This window comes from Pseudomonas sp. ERMR1:02 (genome assembly GCF_002277815.1).
Taxonomy (GTDB): Bacteria; Pseudomonadota; Gammaproteobacteria; order Pseudomonadales; family Pseudomonadaceae; genus Aquipseudomonas.
In genome coordinates this window covers 1-17,492 of record NZ_NKJI01000022.1, presented here as the reverse complement: position 1 = coordinate 17,492, position 17,492 = coordinate 1, and the positions used below count along the sequence as shown (strand labels likewise).

General features: G+C 59.0%; 11 protein-coding genes and 9 pseudogenes. 11 read left to right on the top strand and 9 right to left on the bottom strand.

Annotation, left to right across the window (positions count from 1 at the left end; translation table 11 throughout):
• Positions 1–33 precede the first annotated feature (33 nt).
• A pseudogene (locus CES87_RS26995) lies at positions 34–584 on the top strand (DUF4174 domain-containing protein).
• A 150-nt stretch (positions 585–734) separates the two neighbouring features.
• Here CES87_RS26995 and ampC read toward each other — a convergent pair.
• Positions 735–1,900 (bottom strand): annotated as a pseudogene (gene ampC, locus CES87_RS26990) (class C beta-lactamase).
• Between the two features lie 159 nt (positions 1,901–2,059).
• On the opposite strand from ampC, the gene CES87_RS26985 reads away from it, so the two are divergent.
• A complete protein-coding gene (locus CES87_RS26985; protein WP_128608509.1) occupies positions 2,060–2,926 on the top strand; it encodes a LysR family transcriptional regulator in 867 nt (288 codons plus the stop codon).
• A gap of 120 nt (positions 2,927–3,046) precedes the next feature.
• Here CES87_RS26985 and gudD read toward each other — a convergent pair whose 3' ends face one another.
• Together gudD and CES87_RS26975 are read right to left on the bottom strand one after the other, a co-directional pair.
• Entirely contained in the window at positions 3,047–4,390 is a 1,344-nt protein-coding gene (gene gudD / locus CES87_RS26980; RefSeq protein WP_128608508.1) for a glucarate dehydratase, read from the bottom strand.
• Positions 4,391–4,402: 12 nt separating this feature from the next.
• Positions 4,403–5,775, bottom strand: a pseudogene (locus CES87_RS26975) (MFS transporter).
• 281 nt (positions 5,776–6,056) lie between these two features.
• Between CES87_RS26975 and CES87_RS26970 the strand changes: the two are divergent.
• Positions 6,057–6,763 (top strand): annotated as a pseudogene (locus tag CES87_RS26970) (FadR/GntR family transcriptional regulator).
• A gap of 110 nt (positions 6,764–6,873) precedes the next feature.
• On the opposite strand, the pseudogene CES87_RS26965 reads toward CES87_RS26970, so the two are convergent.
• Positions 6,874–7,781: pseudogene (locus CES87_RS26965) on the bottom strand (DMT family transporter).
• Positions 7,782–7,879: 98 nt separating this feature from the next.
• Here CES87_RS26965 and CES87_RS26960 point away from each other — a divergent pair.
• Positions 7,880–8,743 carry a LysR family transcriptional regulator gene (locus tag CES87_RS26960; protein WP_128608507.1) on the top strand — a complete coding sequence of 288 codons (864 nt, stop codon included), beginning with the start codon at positions 7,880–7,882 and terminating at the stop codon, positions 8,741–8,743.
• A 48-nt stretch (positions 8,744–8,791) separates the two neighbouring features.
• On the opposite strand, the pseudogene yegQ reads toward CES87_RS26960, so the two are convergent.
• Positions 8,792–10,116 (bottom strand): annotated as a pseudogene (gene yegQ, locus CES87_RS26955) (tRNA 5-hydroxyuridine modification protein YegQ).
• A gap of 172 nt (positions 10,117–10,288) precedes the next feature.
• Between yegQ and CES87_RS26950 the strand changes: the two are divergent.
• The gene (locus CES87_RS26950; RefSeq protein ID WP_128608506.1) at positions 10,289–11,350 is read left to right on the top strand and encodes an AI-2E family transporter; all 1,062 of its coding nucleotides are present in this window, start codon (positions 10,289–10,291) and stop codon (positions 11,348–11,350) included.
• On the opposite strand, the gene CES87_RS26945 is transcribed toward CES87_RS26950, so the two are convergent.
• The 3 genes from CES87_RS26945 to CES87_RS26935 form a co-directional block, all read right to left on the bottom strand.
• Positions 11,347–11,538 (bottom strand): hypothetical protein, encoded by a 192-nt coding sequence (locus CES87_RS26945; RefSeq protein ID WP_128608574.1) that lies wholly within the window; start codon positions 11,536–11,538, stop codon positions 11,347–11,349. The genes CES87_RS26950 and CES87_RS26945 overlap by 4 nt on opposite strands.
• Positions 11,539–11,652: 114 nt before the next feature.
• Positions 11,653–11,847, bottom strand: a complete 195-nt coding sequence (locus CES87_RS26940; protein WP_034149937.1) for a hypothetical protein — start codon at positions 11,845–11,847, stop codon at positions 11,653–11,655.
• 178 nt (positions 11,848–12,025) lie between these two features.
• Positions 12,026–12,391, bottom strand: coding sequence for a hypothetical protein (locus CES87_RS26935; RefSeq protein WP_128608505.1), 366 nt, complete (start codon positions 12,389–12,391; stop codon positions 12,026–12,028).
• Between the two features lie 243 nt (positions 12,392–12,634).
• On the opposite strand from CES87_RS26935, the gene CES87_RS26930 reads away from it, so the two are divergent.
• Both CES87_RS26930 and CES87_RS32705 read left to right on the top strand, forming a co-directional pair.
• Positions 12,635–13,453, top strand: coding sequence for a shikimate 5-dehydrogenase (locus CES87_RS26930; protein ID WP_128608504.1), 819 nt, complete (start codon positions 12,635–12,637; stop codon positions 13,451–13,453).
• A 159-nt stretch (positions 13,454–13,612) separates the two neighbouring features.
• Positions 13,613–13,729 (top strand): annotated as a pseudogene (locus CES87_RS32705) (cupin domain-containing protein); the annotation flags it as partial.
• A 153-nt stretch (positions 13,730–13,882) separates the two neighbouring features.
• Here the strand turns inward: CES87_RS32705 and CES87_RS26920 are convergent.
• The gene (locus CES87_RS26920; protein WP_128608502.1) at positions 13,883–14,530 is read right to left on the bottom strand and encodes a YceH family protein; all 648 of its coding nucleotides are present in this window, start codon (positions 14,528–14,530) and stop codon (positions 13,883–13,885) included.
• 332 nt (positions 14,531–14,862) lie between these two features.
• Between CES87_RS26920 and CES87_RS26915 the strand changes: the two are divergent.
• From CES87_RS26915 to CES87_RS26900, 4 genes and pseudogenes are all read left to right on the top strand, one after another.
• A pseudogene (locus CES87_RS26915) lies at positions 14,863–15,839 on the top strand (SDR family NAD(P)-dependent oxidoreductase).
• Positions 15,840–15,885: 46 nt separating this feature from the next.
• Positions 15,886–16,626, top strand: coding sequence for a glycosyltransferase family 2 protein (locus CES87_RS26910; RefSeq protein WP_128608501.1), 741 nt, complete (start codon positions 15,886–15,888; stop codon positions 16,624–16,626).
• Positions 16,623–16,901 (top strand): lipid-A-disaccharide synthase N-terminal domain-containing protein, encoded by a 279-nt coding sequence (locus tag CES87_RS26905; protein ID WP_128608500.1) that lies wholly within the window; start codon positions 16,623–16,625, stop codon positions 16,899–16,901. The genes CES87_RS26910 and CES87_RS26905 overlap by 4 nt, the downstream gene beginning before the upstream one ends.
• A gap of 3 nt (positions 16,902–16,904) precedes the next feature.
• Positions 16,905–17,492: pseudogene (locus CES87_RS26900) on the top strand (ArnT family glycosyltransferase); the annotation flags it as partial.

Here is a 17,492-nt window from a genome sequence, read left to right as displayed (position 1 = left end):
TCATTAGAGCGTGGATATCAAAAGGAGATGCGCATGCTCATCAGGTTACTGACCCTGGCTACCCTGCTGGCCGTCGCCGGCCCCTGTTCGCCGCCGATGGCGACTCACCGCTGGATATGGACAAGGGCAGGGCCCGACCACTGATTGTCATCGCACCCAGCACGGTCGACCCGACGTGGGTCAGCCTTAAAAAATCGCTGGATGAGCCGGAAAATCGCAAGGGTTTTACCGAGCGGAACATGGTGCTGTACACCGTACTCAATCTGATGGGGCAGCGCGACGGCAAGGACCTGGGGCCGCAAGACACTGCGGCCTTGATCCGCTCACTGAAACTGGGTGCCGGGGCCAGGACCAAGGTGATTCTGGTCGGCAAGGACGGTGAAAAGAAACTTGATCAGGCAGGCCCAATTGAGCTGAAAGAAGTATTCGCCGCTGTCGACCAACTCCCGGCAGCCGAAAAGGAAACCCCACCGCCAACGATAGTGCCCGCTGCCGAACCCGAACCGGCGGTCAAGGGCGTCAAGGGCGCAAAAAACGGCAAACCGGCGAAACCCACCAAGCCGCCTGAAATGCCGGATGATTGAATCGGTGCGCAGCCTTTGTGGCCAGTGACTTACCTGTGGGAGCTGGCTTGCCAGCGATGGTCGTTAACGATTACGCGCATAGATTGGTTAACCGTCTCTCTTGAGTCCTTCGCTGGCAAGCCAGCTCCTACAGGGAATCGCGTCTCTCAGTTACTTATCCAGCGCACTCAATATCGCGTGAGCGATTTTGATCCGTTCCGGGTTCGGGTAGTTTTTGTTCGCCAGAATCACGATGCCGATGTCTTTCGCGGGCACGTAGGCCACGTAAGCACCGAAGCCGCTGGTCGAGCCTGTTTTGTTGAACAGTGCGTCCTGCCGAGGTGTTTGCGGCGGGTTCAGCCATTGGACTTTTTGGGCTTCATAGGCCATTTCCGACGAGTTGCCCGCGAGTAATGTCTTGAGTGTTACCGGGTAGTGGTAGTACTCCCAGCCCAGGCCCTGAGTCATGCCACCGACCGTGTAGTAACCGGTGTGGGTGATGGCGATTGCCTGTTGCAATGGCGTTTCCAGCTTCGCCGGTTTCATGTTCGCTTCAACATAGCGAAGCAAATCCGAGGCGCTGGTTTTCACGCCGTATGCCTCTGAATCCAGTGCGCCCGGGCCGACTCGTACGGGGTTGTCGTCGTTGTTGTAGCCCTGGGCGTAAAGCGCCATCTGATCCTGCGGAACCTTGAGGAAGGTGTGCTTCAAGCCGAGTTTGGCAGCAAGATCTTTTCCATCACCTCATCAAACGGAGCGCCCATGCGTTGGGCCGCGAGGTAACCAAACAGCCCCAGGCTCGGGTTCGAATACTGTCGATGGCTGCCAGGGGTATAGGTCGGTTTCCACTGTTTGAAATAGCCGAGCATTGTGTCCGGTGTATCGGCATCGCTTGGGAATTGCAGCGGCAGCCCTCCGCCTGAGTAGGTGCCGAGCTGCAATGCGCTGATGTTGTCGAACGCACTGCCACGCAGCTCCGGCAGGATCTGACTGGCCTTGTCTGACAGGGACAATTTACCGCTGGCCTGGGCGTAGGCGGCGAGGGTGGCAGTGTAGGTTTTGCTCACCGAACCGATCTCGAACAGGGTTTCTTCAGTGACAGCCTTGCCGGTTTCTTTTGAGGCCACGCCGTAGTTAAAGTAATGCGGTTGACCGTTGAGGGTGATCGCGACGGCCATCCCCGGAATGTTCTGTTGCTGCATGACCGGCGTAACGGCATCTTTGACCACCGCCTCGATCTGCTGGTCGGTGTGATTCCCTGCAACGCAGTAACCTGTGCTCAAGAATAGTCCGAAAGCGCTGTAGGATAAGGCCTTGCTGAGTCTTAAGTTGTGCATGATTGAGCTGCTGTCCATGAAGTTATATGGTTTAACCCGCTACACTCCGAGCGGTTCCTGGATCGGGTCGCCGATGAGCGTGCCCAATCTATTCATTCTGCCGATCATAGACAAACGACGAAATTTCGGATGAGCCATTAGAAAAATTATGGAGTTGGCATGATCCGGCCTCAATTACCGCTCAATGCATTGCGCGCCTTCGAGGCTTCGGCTCGACACTTGAGTTTTACCCGGGCAGCGGTGGAGTTGTGCGTCACGCAGGCGGCGGTGAGTCATCAGGTCAAAAGCCTTGAGTCCCAACTCGGCGTGACCCTGTTCAAGCGCTTGCCCCGCGGGCTGATGCTGACCCGTGAAGGGGAAACCCTGCTGCCGGTGTTGCGCGAGTGTTTCGACCGTATTGCCGAAACCCTTGAGTGCTTTGAGGGCGGGCATTTTCGTGAGGTGCTGACGGTCGGGGCGGTGGGGACGTTTGCCATCGGGTGGTTGTTGCCGCGACTGGCGGACTTCCATGCGAAACATCCGTTCATAGATTTGCGGCTGTCGACCAACAATAATCGGGTGGATGTCGCCGCTGAAGGACTGGATTACGCCATACGATTTGGCGCAGGGGCGTGGCACGGCATCGAAGCGGTGCGGTTGATCGAGGCGCCGTTGTCGGTGTTGTGTGTGCCCGAGATTGCCCGGCAATTGAAATCACCGACCGACCTTTTGCAGCAAACGCTGCTGCGCTCCTACCGCGCGGACGAGTGGCCCGAGTGGTTCCAGGCTGCCGGACTGTCGACCTTGGCGGCATCGCCCAGAAGCATTGTTTTCGACTCGTCATTAGCAATGATGGAGGCTGCCTTGCAAGGAGCGGGCGTGGCGTTGGCGCCGCCGCTGATGTTCTCGCGGCAATTGGCGGCGGATGTGATTCAGCAGCCTTTCCCGATTCACATTACCACCGGAAGCTACTGGCTGACCCGGTTGCAGTCGCGGCCTGAAACGTCGGCGATGGCGGCGTTCAAGAGCTGGTTGCTGATGCAATGACCGTCTTCTGTAGGAGCGAGCATGCTCGCGAAAAACCAGAAGGCGCCTCGGGGCATCTGGTTTCCCGCGTTATCGTTCACGACCATCGCGAGCGTGCTCGCTCCTACAGGGAGTAGGGTGCTAGCGCACCAGACACGGCCGCTTGTTATCGAACTTCCAGCCCGGAATCAAAAACTGCATGGCCACGCTGTCATCCCGCGCACCCAGGCCCATGCCTTTATATAGCTCATGGGCCTTGGCCAGTTGATCCAGGTCCAGCTCCACGCCCAGTCCCGGTTTCTGCGGCACCTGCACGCAGCCGTCGACGATTTGCAGCGGGGCTTTGGTCAGGCGCTGGCCGTCCTGCCAGATCCAGTGGGTGTCGATGGCGGTGATTTCACCCGGCGCGGCCGCCGCGACGTGGGTGAACATCGCCAGGGAAATGTCGAAGTGGTTGTTGGAATGCGAGCCCCAGGTCAGGCCCCATTCGTGGCACATCTGGGCGACACGTACCGAACCCTGCATGGTCCAGAAGTGCGGATCGGCCAGCGGGATATCGACCGATTGCAACTGGATCGCATGACCCATTTCCCGCCAGTCGGTGGCAATCATGTTGGTTGCGGTTTTCAGGCCCGTTGCGCGGCGGAATTCAGCCATGACTTCGCGGCCCGAGTAACCGTTTTCCGCGCCGCAAGGATCTTCCGCATAAGCCAGCACGTGATGCTGATCACGGCACAAACGGATCGCTTCCTTGAGTGACCACGCGCCATTCGGATCGAGGGTGATGCGCGCATCGGGGAAGCGTTCGGCCAGAGCGGTGACCGCTTCGATTTCGGCATCGCCGCTGAGCACGCCGCCTTTGAGCTTGAAATCCTTGAAGCCATAGCGCGCGTGGGCGGCGACCGCCAGACGCACCACCGCATCCGCGGTCATGGCTTTTTCGTGACGCACGCGGAACCAGTCGTTGTCGGCGTCGGGCTCGTCGCGATAGGCGAGGTCGGTTTCGTTGCGATCACCGACATAAAACAGATAACCGAGCATCTTCACTTCATCGCGCTGCTGGCCTTCGCCGAGCAGAGCGGCGACCGGTACGTCCAGATGCTGGCCGAGCAAGTCGAGCAGCGCGGCTTCCAGGCCGGTCACGGCGTGAATGGTGATGCGCAGGTCGAAAGTCTGCAAACCGCGACCGCCGGCATCGCGGTCGGCGAAGGTCTGGCGCACCTGGTTGAGGATTTTCTGATAAGTGCCGATCGGGCTACCGACCACCAGGCTGCGTGCGTCTTCGAGGGTCTGGCGAATGCGCTCGCCACCCGGTACTTCGCCGACGCCGGTGTGGCCGGCGTTGTCCTTGAGGATCACGATGTTGCGGGTGAAAAACGGCCCGTGGGCGCCGCTCAGGTTGAGCAGCATGCCATCGTGGCCGGCCACTGGAACGACTTGCATGCTGGTGATGATCGGGGCTTTGGCGGTTTCGTGTGCGGTCATTTTCTTATCCTTTTAAAACTTGTGTTCAGGCGTGATGCTTCGGGCGTGATTGGGCGATGGTTTGCCCGGTGCAGTAATGGGTGCCGCTTTGGGTTTGTTGCGTGCGGCGAAGACGATGATCGCGGCGATGATCGAGGTCGCGGCCAGGCCATACAGCCCGCCCTGGATGGATCCGGTGCGTTCTTCCAGCAGACCGAAAGTGGTTGGCGCGACGAAGCCGCCGAGGTTACCCACCGAGTTGATCAGCGCGATGACGCCAGCGGCGATGCGTGCATCCAGATAGGCCTGGGGAATCGGCCAGAACAGCGACGATGCCGATTTGAAGCCCAGCGCGGCAAAGCAAATCGCAACAAAGGCGAAGACCGGCCCGCCAGTGGTGGACATGAACATCCCGGCGGCAGCGATCAGCAAAGCGGTGGCAACCCAGGCTTGCTGGTGCTTCCATTTGGCCGACAGCGAAGCGAAGGCGTACATGCCGATAATCGACAGCAGCCACGGAATCGAGTTGAACATCCCGACCTGGAAGTCGCTCATGTCGCCCATCTTCTTGATGATGCTCGGCAGCCAGAAGGTCGCGGCGTAGATGGTCAGCTGGATGAAGAAGTAAATCACGCAGAACAGGATGATCTGCCGGTCCTTTAGCAGTTTGCCCAAGGACGGTTTGATCGGCGTCGCAGCCTCACGGGCAAGCTGTTCGTCGTCGATGGCCTTGACCAGTGCGTCCTGCTCATCACGAGTCAGCCATTTGGCGTCGTGGGGTTTGGAGTCCAGCCAAAACCAGACAAAGAAGCACAGGCCCACCGAGAACATCCCCTCGATGAAGTACATCCATTGCCAGCCGTGCAGGCCAAAACCGCTGACTTGCAGTAGCAGGCCGGACAGCGGACCGGAGATTAGCGAGGCAATCGCCGAGCCGCTGAGAAAAATCGCAATCGCCTTGCCGCGCTCTACGCCGGGCAACCAGCGGGTGAAGTAGTAGATCACCCGGGAAAGAATCCGGCTTCGGCCACGCCCAGCAGAAATCGCAGGATATAGAAGTGGGTTTCGTTCTGGATGAACGCCATGCCCGCGGCCACCAGGCCCCAGGTCAGCATGATGCGGGTCAGCCAGATGCGTGCGCCGACCTTTTGCAGAAGGATGTTGGAGGGTACTTCGAACAGTGCGTAACCGATGAAGAACAGACCGGCACCGAGGCCGTAGGCGGCAGCGCCAATGCCCAGGTCGTGTTCCATGTGGGCGCGGACGAAGCCGATGTTCACGCGGTCAATGTAGTTGACGATGAACATGATGACGAACAGCGGCAAGACGTGACGTTTGACTTTCGAGATCGCGGACTGCAAGGCCGAATTGGCGCCACTGTCCATCCCTGAGATGGATGTATTCACTGCGTTTTCTCCCACTCGTTATTTTTATGCGGGGTGCAACCAAGTGCTGCGCTGTTGATAGACATCATACAACTAGGTTTTTTCGGTCCGCAACAGATTTTGTCCAACGAAATCGCGTTGAATCGGGTGGTTGTTATTCTTTTTGCGGTTTTGTATGGGGGCTGAAATGGTCGTTATCGTGATGGTTGTTGAGTGTTGTCATACAAGTTGAAGTTGTTTTCTCGAGATTGCAAACGAGCGCGGTGCTACGATTCCATCAGTTCTGCTTTTGGATGATCGCCATGCAAGAAGACCTCGACGCGCCTGCCCGCAAACGCAGCCACAATCTGGCCCACGACCTGGTGGCCAAGCTGACCCAGAGCATCCTGCTCGGGCAGATGCTGCCTGGCGACAAGTTGCCGTCGGAGAACAGCATTGTTCTTGAGCACGGTGTCAGTCGCACGGTGGTGCGCGAGGCCATTTCGAAATTGCAGGCTTCAGGGTTGGTGGAAACCCGTCACGGTATCGGCACCTTTGTGCTGGAGCGGGCGCCGGAGCAGGGGCTGCGGCTCAATGTCGATACCGCGCTGGGGTGCGCAGCATTCTGGAGTTACGCATGGGCCTGGAAACCCAGGCGGCGGCGCTGGCCGCGATTCGTAGAACCGATCAGCAATTGGCGCAGATGCGCCAAGCGCTCGATGACTATCAAAACCTGCTGGCCAACAACGACAGTTGCGTCGAAGCAGACCGGCGCTTTCATCTGCTGATTGCCGAAGCCACCGGCAATGTGTGCTTCACCGAAATCATGCAGCATCTGGGCAGCGCCATGATTCCGCGAACCCGGGTCAACGCGGCCGAACGCGGCGCGGTGGACTTGAGCAAGCTCGGGCAGTTGGCCAACCTGGAACACGAAGCGGTCCTTAACGCCATTAAACGCGAGGACCCGGACGCGGCGCGGGCGGCGATGTGGTTGCACTTGACCAATAGCCGGGACCGGTTTTCGCTGTAGGAGCGAGCCTGCTCGCGATGGTCGTTAACGATAACGTTGGGTACCTGACTCCCCGCGGTGGGCCCGGGCTCATCGCGAGCAGGCTCGCTCCTACAGGGTATCTACGGTGATCAGGCACGAGCCACCTGAACCACCGTCCGCCGCTCCAGATTCAAAGCCAGCACACTGATCAACACCACCATCGCACCAATCGCCACCATCAACGTCGGCTGCTCGCCCAACGCCACGGACGCAATTGCCATCGCCATCGGCGGCACCAGGTACAGCGTCATCGTCGCCCGGCTAAGGTCTACATGCGCCAGCACATAGGCCCACGCCAGATACGCCAGGGCACTCGGGAAAATCCCAAGGCAAGCACTGCGAACTGCACGCGCAATGGGGCCTTGACGACTTGATCCGCCAGCCCCGGCAGGAAAATCAGCAGCAGCGCCGTCCCCGACCAGACCGTGTAGCACACCAGCGTCAACCCGTCATAACGCCCGGTGTGGTGCTTTTGCAGGGCAAAGTAAAGACTCCAGGACAACGCCGCCAACAGGATCAACAAGCCATGGGCGTCAATGCTGCCCAAGCCGTGATCGCCCGCCACCACAATCACCACGCCGATCAATCCCAAAACCACGCAACCCCAGCGCCAGAGGCTCACTCGGTCCTTGAACACAAAGCGCGCCAGCATGGTGCTGAACAATGGCGTCGACTGCGCCAGCACACTCGACGCGCCGGCGCTGACACCCTGCTGGCCGAAATTGATCGCCACGTGATGCAGGCTCACCGCAAAGAAACCCAGCGCCATCAGCAGTGGTACATCGCGAAGTTTTGGCCGATGAATGCCTCTGAACACCGCGACCACGGCCATGAACAACGACGCCAGCAGAAAGCGCGACAACGCCAGATGTCCAGGGTTGTAGGCCTGCAAGCCAATGTGAATGCCGGTCGGAGAATAACCCCAGCAGGCCACGACGAAGGCCATGGCCAAAATGATTTTCAAGGGGGAGCTGGAGGAGGGCGTGAGTACATTCATGGTTGTGCACCGAGAGGCAGATGCACTTAGTATCTGAACCGGGATCATTCGCCACAACTGACTTATACTGCGCGAACCATTCACTTTGAGTGATGTATATGGAGCTGGCGCAGATCCGCATGTTCAAGACCGTGGCCGAGGTCGGCAGCATCGCCCGCGCGGCCGAGGTGCTGCATTGCGTGCCGTCGAACATCACGGCACGCATCAAATCGCTGGAAGCCGAGTTGGGTGTCGCGCTGTTTCTGCGCGAGGGTCGCGGTCTGCGCATCAGCCCGTCGGGCCAGACTTTTCTGGCCTATGCCTCGAAGATTCTGGCTTTGACGGCAGAAGCCAAGCGTGCGGTGGACCCATCCGCCGAACCGTCCGGTCCGTTGCGCATTGGTGCCATCGAGTCTTCGGCCACCGGTCGCCTGCCGCGCTTGCTGGCGAAATTCCACAAGCGATATCCAGCGGTGGCGCTTGAACTGACCACCGGCACCTGGGGCCAGTTGCTGGATGACACGCTGAGCCATCGGCTCGACGGCGCCATCGTCGCAGTAGATGTCGAGCGCTCGCACCTCAAACGCACACCGATGTACCGCGAAGACTTGTTGCTGATTGCCTCGACATCGCTAGGACCGGTGCGCGACATGGCGGATTTGCACGACAAAACCGTATTCATGTGGCCCCAGGGCTGTCCGTATCGGGCGGCGCTGGAGCATTGGTTATTACGCCAGGGGCAGGCGCTGCCGATTGTCAGCCTGGCCAGTTACGGCGCGATTGTCGGATGCGTCAGTGCCGGGGCTGGTGTGGCACTGGTGCCCAAGGGTGTGTTTGATCAATACGCCAAGGGTGCTGGTTGCGTGGGGTACGAATTCCCTGAGCTGACTGCCATCGATAACTTGTTTTACTGGCATGAAAACGCCGGGGTGCACCCGGCGCGGGAAGCGTTTGTGGCGATGTTGCGCGAAGAATTCGCCTGAGAGCGGCCTTGCTCCTACAAAAAGCGATGTGTCTTGGCCGTAGTATTTTCAAATACCGCCCACATCCCGCATCAACAACCCAAACCGCAAATCCACTGCATCCGGTATCGGCAAGTACACCGTATGCCCATCCCCTGGCGCCACGTTGATGGGCTCGCCTTTGACGTTATGCAACTGATGCAGGTCGAAGTGGAAGTTGCCCTTGGGGGTCATCAGTTCCATGTGATCGCCCAGCACAAAGCGGTTTTTTACCTTCACCTCTGCAAGCCGATCCCGCCGCTCGCCAGTCAGTTCGCCGACAAACTGTTGGCGTTCCGACACCGAGCTGCCGTTCTGGTAGTTCTGGTATTCGTCATGCACATGCCGACGCAGGAAACCCTCTGTGTAGCCGCGCTGGGCGAGGGATTCCAGGTCGGTCATGAGGCTGCGGTCAAACGCCCGTCCCGCCACCGCGTCGTCGATCGCCCGGCGATAGACCTGAGTGGTGCGTGCGCAATAGAAGTGCGATTTGGTCCGCCCTTCGATCTTCAATGAATGCACGCCCATCTGCGTCAGGCGCTCGACATGCTGAACCGCGCGCAGATCCTTGGCGTTCATGATGTAGGTGCCGTGTTCATCTTCGAATGCCGGCATCAGCTCGCCCGGACGATTGGCTTCCTGCAACAGGAACACTTGCCCGGTGGGCGCGCCGATGCCCAGGGTTGGTTCCGGCTGACAGAGCTGGACGATCTCGCCTGACTGATTTTCCGTGGCCTCCTGCGCCGAGTACTTCCAGCGACAGGCATTGGTGCAGCTACCCTGGTTGGCATCGCGCTTGTTCATGTAGCCCGACAGCAGGCAGCGACCTGAGTAGGCCATGCACAACGCGCCATGAACGAACACCTCCAGCTCCATCGCCGGGACCTGTTGACGGATTTCGGCGATTTCTTCCAGGGACAGTTCCCGCGAGAGGATGATCCGGCTCAAGCCCTGTTGTTGCCAGAACTCCACGCTTGCCCAGTTCACTGTGTTGGCCTGCACCGAGAGGTGAATCGGCATCTGCGGATAGTGCCGACGCACCAGCATGATCAGACCGGGGTCGGACATGATCAGGGCGTCAGGCGCCATGGCGATGACGGGCGCCAGGTCCTTGAGGAAGGTTTTCAGCTTGGCGTTGTGCGGTGCGATGTTCACCACCACATAGAAGCGCTTGCCCTGAGCCTGTGCCTCGTCAATGCCGAGGGCCAGGTTGGCATGATCAAATTCGTTGTTGCGCACCCGCAGGCTGTAGCGCGGCTGGCCGGCGTACACGGCATCGGCGCCATAGGCGAAGGCATAACGCATGTTTTCAGGGTGCCGGCGGGGGCGAGCAGTTCTGGAGCAATGAGGTTCATGGCGGCTCGATCGCAAAAGCCGTCGAGGGTAAACGGCTTGCCCCGAGGGTTTATTGATCTGGATCTATGTTTTTGAACAAACGGATGGCACTCGCGCGAGCCGTTGCGGCCTAAGCATCAGGGCGTAACCTGGGCGCATTTGGGCGTCCCGGCGCACTGGCATGGATCGGACATGAACGAAGAGACTCTGCAAGACAAATCGCTGATGGTTCTGCTGGGTGTGGTGAGCATCGCTTTTGTCTGGATTCTGCTGCCGTTTTACGGCGCGGTGTTCTGGGCCGTGATCCTCGGCATCCTCTTTGCGCCCATGCAGCGCCGGCTGCAATTGAAGTTCGGCAGGCAACGCAATCTCACGTCGTTGCTCACCCTGGGCATCTGTCTGGTGATTGCGATCCTGCCGGTGATCATCCTCAGCATCTTGCTGGTGCAGGAGGGCGCGGCGGTGTACCAGCGCATTGAAAGCGGTGAACTGGACATTGCCGGTTACGTGGCGCAGTTCAAACACAGCCTGCCGCCGTATTTCCAGCATTTACTTGATCGTTTCGGCTTGGGCGGGCTGGACGGAATGCGGGAAAAAATTATCAAGAGCGCGGTGGCCGGAGGGCAAGTGCTGGCGACTCAGGCATTCAGTTTGGGCCAGGGGACGTTCGACTTCATCGTCAGCTTTTTCATCATGCTGTACTTGCTGTTCTTTTTTCTGCGCGACGGCGCGGATCTCGCACGCAAGGTGCGCGCCGCCATACCGCTGGAAGAACAGCAGAAACGTCGTCTGCAGCTCAAGTTCAATCGCGTGGTCAGGGCTACCGTTAAGGGCAACCTGGTGATGGCCATCACGCAAGGCGTATTGGGTGGTTTGATTTTCTGGTTTCTGGACATCCCCAGTGCGTTGCTCTGGGCGGTGCTGATGGCGTTTTTGTCGCTGTTGCCAGCGGTAGGGGCGGGAATCGTCTGGGGGCCGGTGGCAGCGTTTTTGCTGTTCACGGGCGCGATCTGGCAAGGCGTGGTGCTGGGGTTGTTCGGGGTGTTCGTGATCGGGCTGGTGGATAACGTGCTGCGCCCGACCCTGGTGGGCAAGGACACGAAAATGCCGGACTACCTGATCCTGATCTCGACCCTCGGTGGCCTGGCGGTTTTCGGGATCAACGGTTTTGTCATCGGCCCGTTGATTGCGGCACTATTCATGTCGAGCTGGGACATTTTCCTTGAAACCAAACCGCGGGTTCAGCTGCCTTAAGCGCTGAGTTTGCCGGTCTGGTCCGGGCTGACACGTTGCGACATCGCCTTGGCGGCCGGCAGCGAGGTGAGCGGACCGCTGATCGGTTCGCCGTCCAGCATCAGATACCAGCAGGCAAGCAATCCGGACTCTCTGAGCGATGCGGGAACGGCGCTGCCGATAACGGACATGATCTGAACTTGAGACATCATAGGTACCTCCATCAATCTATGGAGCTACCTTAAGGCCCGGCGATTTTCTGACAATCAACGTTTTCGATAGTGGTCATTGACGCGATTGTGGCCAGACAGACCGTCTGTCGGTCAGTCGACCACCTGATCGAGCATATGGACCACTTCCTGCTCGTTGAGCAGGCCTTTGCGCACCAGGTTTTGCGTCAGCAGCGAGAGAAATTTGGCGCTGCGATGACCTTCCAGGTGCTTGAGTTCGGTCAGGGCGTTGTACACCTTGCTGGAGGTACATAGGCCGACAATGCGGTGCGGGTTCTGAGTGGGCATGAGGGCGTCCTTGTTTTTGTAACCTGTGATCAACCTGTTGCTGGCGGACAGGCGAATCAATCTTGCCCGCTTGAACCGTCGATACTGTCCGAGAACGACACTGACAAGATTTATCCAGACCACTGCCGACGAACGGCCATAAAAAACCCCGCCGATGGGGCGGGGCCTGATGGGGCTGTTACCAGCGACCATAACCGTGGGGATGGCCGTAGTAATAACCACGGGGTGGTCCGTAATAAACCGGTGCCGGGCTGTAATAGATCGGTTGTTGCACGTACACCGGAGCCGGTTGGTAATAAACCGGTGGCGGTGGCGCGTAGTAAACCGGCGCGGGTTGGGCGTAGACCGGTTGGGCATAAACCGGTTGCGGCGCGACATACACCGGCCGGTTGGCATTGATCAGGGCCGAACCGACGATGGCCGTACCGACAATCGCTCCAAATACCGCCGCGTCATTACCACCACCACCACCATGGGCTTGCGCCTGCCCTGCGATAGCCAGAGCACCAATGAGCAAGGCAACTGTGGGGATTTTACGGATCATGATAATTCCTCGGTTCTTCGACCCGGCGCTTGCGTCTGCAATAGACCCAAGGATTGTCGCGGGGATACTTCTAAGACAGCGTTTTTTTGAAAATCAGCACAGCCGCCAGGTAAATTTTGTGTAAGGTCTGTACCGGCCTGCTTAGGGTCGCGTAATTCCGCGTGCAGGCACGGGAATATGATCGATCAGAACAGGTGGGCCGGCTATCCCGTCCATCTGAAAGTGCATTGCAAGGAGATCCGCATGCAGATGAACCCGAACAGAGACACCCAACTGTGCATGTCCCTCTCCGGGCGCCCCGGTAACTTTGGCCTGCGTTTTCACAATCATCTGTATGAACAATTGGGGCTGAATTTTTACTACAAGGCGTTCAGCAGTCAGGACTTGTCGGGGGCGGTGGGTGGCATTCGTGCCCTGGGCATTCGCGGCTGTGGCGTGTCGATGCCGTTCAAGGAAGCGTGCATTGCCTTGGTCGACGAACTTGACGCGTCTGCCGCCGCCATCCAGTCGATAAACACCATCGTCAATACCAACGGCCATCTGAAGGCCTACAACACCGATTACATCGCCATTGCCCAGTTGCTGGAGACCCACGATGTGCCCAAGGACGCGACTTTTGCCCTGCGCGGCAGCGGCGGCATGGCCAAGGCCGTAGCCAGCGCCTTGCGCGATGGCGGTTACAAAAACGGACTGATCGTGGCACGGAACGAACGTGCCGGCCATACGCTGGCCGATTCACTGGGATACGAATGGCAAGCGGAACTCGGTGCCCAGCGACCGCAGATGCTGGTCAACGTGACCCCTGTCGGTATGGATGGCGGTCCGGAAGCCGGTCAACTGGCGTTCGAGGCCGACGTCATCAGAGATGCGGATATCGTCTTCGATGTGGTGGCGATTCCCTCGGAAACACCGATGATCGTATTTGGGCGGGCCGAGGGTAAAAAGGTGATTACCGGGCTCGAAGTGATTGCGATCCAGGCGCTGGAGCAGTTTGTGCTTTATACCGGCGTGAGGCCGACTGATGAGCAGTTTCAGGCAGCGGTGGCTTTTGCTCGGGTTTGATTAGCTCAAATTTTTAGTTGTCTGTGCTGGCCTCTTCGCGAGCAAGCCCGCTCCCACATTCGATCGAGTCCTCCAGATGAAATGCGGTCAACTGTGGGAGCGGGCTTGCTCGCGAAGGGGGCGACTCGGTCTTGCAAGTAAACCCCTGCCTATAATCGCAGGATGCATGCAAACCTCGGTATGTTCTATATCGTGGCCGGAGAGGGTGAAGTGCGTCTGGGCGCTGAACGCTTTCCGATCCGCGCCGGTGACGTGATTGCCTGCCCGGCGGGCGGCTGGGGTGGATGATTGGGAGGGTGAATAACCTCCGGAATCGCGCATCCCCTGTAGGAGCAAGCTCGCTCGCGATGGGCGTTAACGATAACGCGTTCTTTCTGAATAAACGCGTTGCATTTGAGTTCATCGCGAGCAAGCTCGCTCCTACAAAGACTACTCCAGCCGCGCCAAGCGCTCTTCCAGCGCTGCGATCCGGGCCTCCAGCTCTTCAATGCGCTCGACCGAAACACCGCTGCCGCCACCACGTTCGACCGGATTCTGCCGCGCGGCGAGGATCACCTCAATGTCCGCCGGATCGCCCATGGCATGCATGTAGCGGTCTTCGCGCTGTCCGGCCTGGCGCGCAATCAACAGCGCGAGGTCTCGGGCAATCAACCGTTCAAGCTGATGCACGACCTGCTCGGTATCTTCGAAGTCATGCATGCGCCCGCTGCGGGTCAGCAGTTCGTTGACGGTTTGCGGGCCGCGCAGATACAGCAGCCCCATCAGAATCACCTGGGCCGGGACCAGTTCCAGTGCCTTGTCGACCTTATGCTCCCAGCGATCCGCGCGGCTGCCCATCACCAGTTTGGTGAAACCGCGTCCTTCGAGGGCGCGCAGGCTCTGGCCGACCTGACCCTGGGTCAGGTTCATCACCGGTTCGCGGCTGGTTTTCTGATTGCAGGCAATCACCAGCGCATTGAGGGTCAATGGATAGGTTTCCGGGCTGGTAGCCTGTTTCTCGATCAACGAACCCAGGATGCGGATTTCCGTGCTGTTGAGGCGCGGTTCGTCAAAGGTCGTTTCTTGCTCAGTGCTCATGGTTCTGCGTCCCTACCCGGTTCATGTTTTTCTCTGCCGTGGATGCACTTTAGATTGGCGCGCGCCAATGGCAACACAAATCGTTGCGTCATCTGCTCGACAAATTTGAAACCTGAACGTAGCCTGAATGAAACACGAACAAAACATTCACAAATTTTTTACAATTTGCCGGGCACCGTATGCGGGGCTGCGCGCGGCCGCTCAACAAGAGAGTGTGCCGCGTGTTTGACGCTTCGACAACGTCACCAGCTTTATCATTGAGATTTGGAGCAAGGCATGGAACTGACGCTGTTTTTGACCCGCTACTATTCGCTGATGGGCGCGCACGGGTCATGACTGTTCTGGTCACCGGCGCTGCCGGTTTCATTGGCTTTCACACGGTCAAACGCTTGTGTCAGGAAGGGCTTGAGGTGGTCGGGATCGACAACCTCAACGACTACTACGATGTGACGCTCAAGCAGGCACGGCTCAAGGAACTTGAAGCCTTGCCGGGTTTTCGCTTCCGGAAAATCGACCTCGTCGACAAACCGGCGCTCATGGCCTTGTTCGGTGAACACCGCTTCACTGAGGTAGTGCACCTGGCCGCCCAGGCCGGAGTGCGCTATTCGCTGGACAACCCTGATGTCTACGCCCAGTCGAACCTGGTGGGTTTCCTCAATATGCTGGAAGCCTGCCGGCACCATCGCCCCGAGCATCTGATTTATGCGTCGAGCAGCTCGGTGTATGGCACCAACAGCAAGATGCCGTTTTGCGTTGAAGATGCCGTCGAACATCCGATTTCGCTGTACGCCGCCAGCAAGCGCGCCAATGAGCTGCTGGCCCAAAGCTATTGCCATCTGTACGGCCTCAAGGCCAGCGGCCTGCGCTTCTTTACCGTTTATGGGCCCTGGGGCCGGCCGGACATGGCGCTGTTCAAGTTCACCGAGGCGATGCTCAAGGGCTTGCCCATCGACATCTATAACCAGGGGCAGATGGCGCGGGACTTCACGTATATCGACGACATCGTCGAAGGCATTGCCCGGTTGCGTCTGAAACCACCGGTGCCGGTCCAGCCAGCCGAGGGTGTGAACCGCCTGTTCAACATCGGTCGCGGTCAACCTGTGGCCTTGCTGGACTTCGTCGACTGTTTGGAAGCCGCCCTGGGCATTGCGGCCCAGCGCAACTACATGCCGCTGCAGGCCGGCGATGTAGTCAAGACCTGGGCCGACGTATCGGCACTGACCGAGTGGATCGATTTCCGCCGCAGGTGGCTGTTGCCACCGGGGTGGGGGAGTTTGTTAAGTGGTATCGCCAGTTTTATCAGATTTGAAGCGTTCGCCTCTGATAGCAGAAATCAAAAAATACGAGGGAACTCTATGAGCCATGACATTTTTGTATCGGTACTGATTCCAGCCAAGAACGAAGCGAACAACCTCAAGCCCTTGCTCGAGGAAATTCGCGTGGCCTTGGCCGAGGAATCCTATGAAATCATCGTGGTCGACGATGGCAGCACCGACGCCACCTTGCACGAGCTGCGGCAGATCAAGCACGACGGCCTGAGCACCCTGCGGATCCTGCGCCATGAGCGCTCGCTGGGGCAAAGCACTTCGCTGTACCACGCGGCGCAGGAGGCACGCGGAAAATGGCTGGCCACCCTCGATGGCGATGGCCAGAACGATCCGGCGGACATTCCCGGCATGCTCGCGCTGGTGCGCGGCGAGGCGGGCATGGTCGATGTGCAACTGGTCGCCGGGCATCGGGTCAACCGCCGCGATACGGCGAGCAAGCGCTGGGCCTCGCGGTTTGCCAACAACCTGCGTCGCCGTCTGCTCAAGGACGCCACCCCGGACACCGGCTGCGGATTGAAGCTGATCGAACGGGCGGCGTTTTTGCGCCTGCCGTATTTCGACCACATGCATCGCTACATCCCCGCATTGATTCAGCGCCACAACGGCCGAATGATCGTTCATCCGGTCAACCACCGGCCTCGCACCGTCGGGGTGTCCAAGTACGGCAACCTCGACCGGGCGCTGGTGGGCATTCTCGACCTGATGGGCGTCTGGTGGCTGATCAAGCGCACCCGCTTGAACACCACTGCCCAGGAGATCGAAGTATGACCCTGACCCGTGAAACCCTGTGGCTGATAGTCGGTTTCGTCGGTCAGATCGCCTTCACCGGCCGTTTTGTCTTGCAGTGGCTGTACAGCGAATACAAAAAGCGCAGCGTGATTCCGACCAGCTTCTGGTACTTGAGCATCGTCGGCAGCACCTTGCTGCTGGCGTATGCCATTTACCGGCAGGACCCGGTGTTCATTGCCGGTCAGGCCTTTGGCTCGATCGTGTATCTGCGCAACCTGCAATTGATTGCCAAAAGCAAAAATCTCAAGGAATAAATCATGCGCCGATCGCTATCGCCCAGGGTTGAATGCCTGGGCCTGATGCTGCTCGCCTTGCTGTTGGTCGGCGCCGGTCTGGGGCTGCGTCAGGCACAGAACGTCGATGAGGAGCGATTCCTCGGTGTGGCCCTGGAAATGCTGAACCACGGCTCCTGGCTGATTCCGCACCGTGCTGGCGAGATCTATGGCGACAAGCCGCCGGTATTCATGTGGACGGTGGCGTTCTTCGCCTGGCTCACCGGCAAGCCCAACCTGGCCCTGTACATACCGGGGCTTTTTTCGGCGGTGACGGTCACGGCGATGGTGTATGACCTGGGCCGACGGTTGTGGAACCAGCGCATCGGGTTTACCGCCGCGCTGTTGTACCTGGCGACCTATCAGACCTACAGCATCCTGCGCACCGGGCAGATTGACAGTTACCTGGTGCTGTTCACGTCCCTGGGGCTGTACGGCCTGGCGCGTCATCTGCTGCTCGGGCCAGCCTGGCGCTGGTTCTACGTCGGCTGCGCGGCCATGGGCATCGGCGTGATCACCAAGGGGTGGGGTTTTGCCAGCGCTGCTGCTGATCCCGTATGCCTTTGCGGTGCG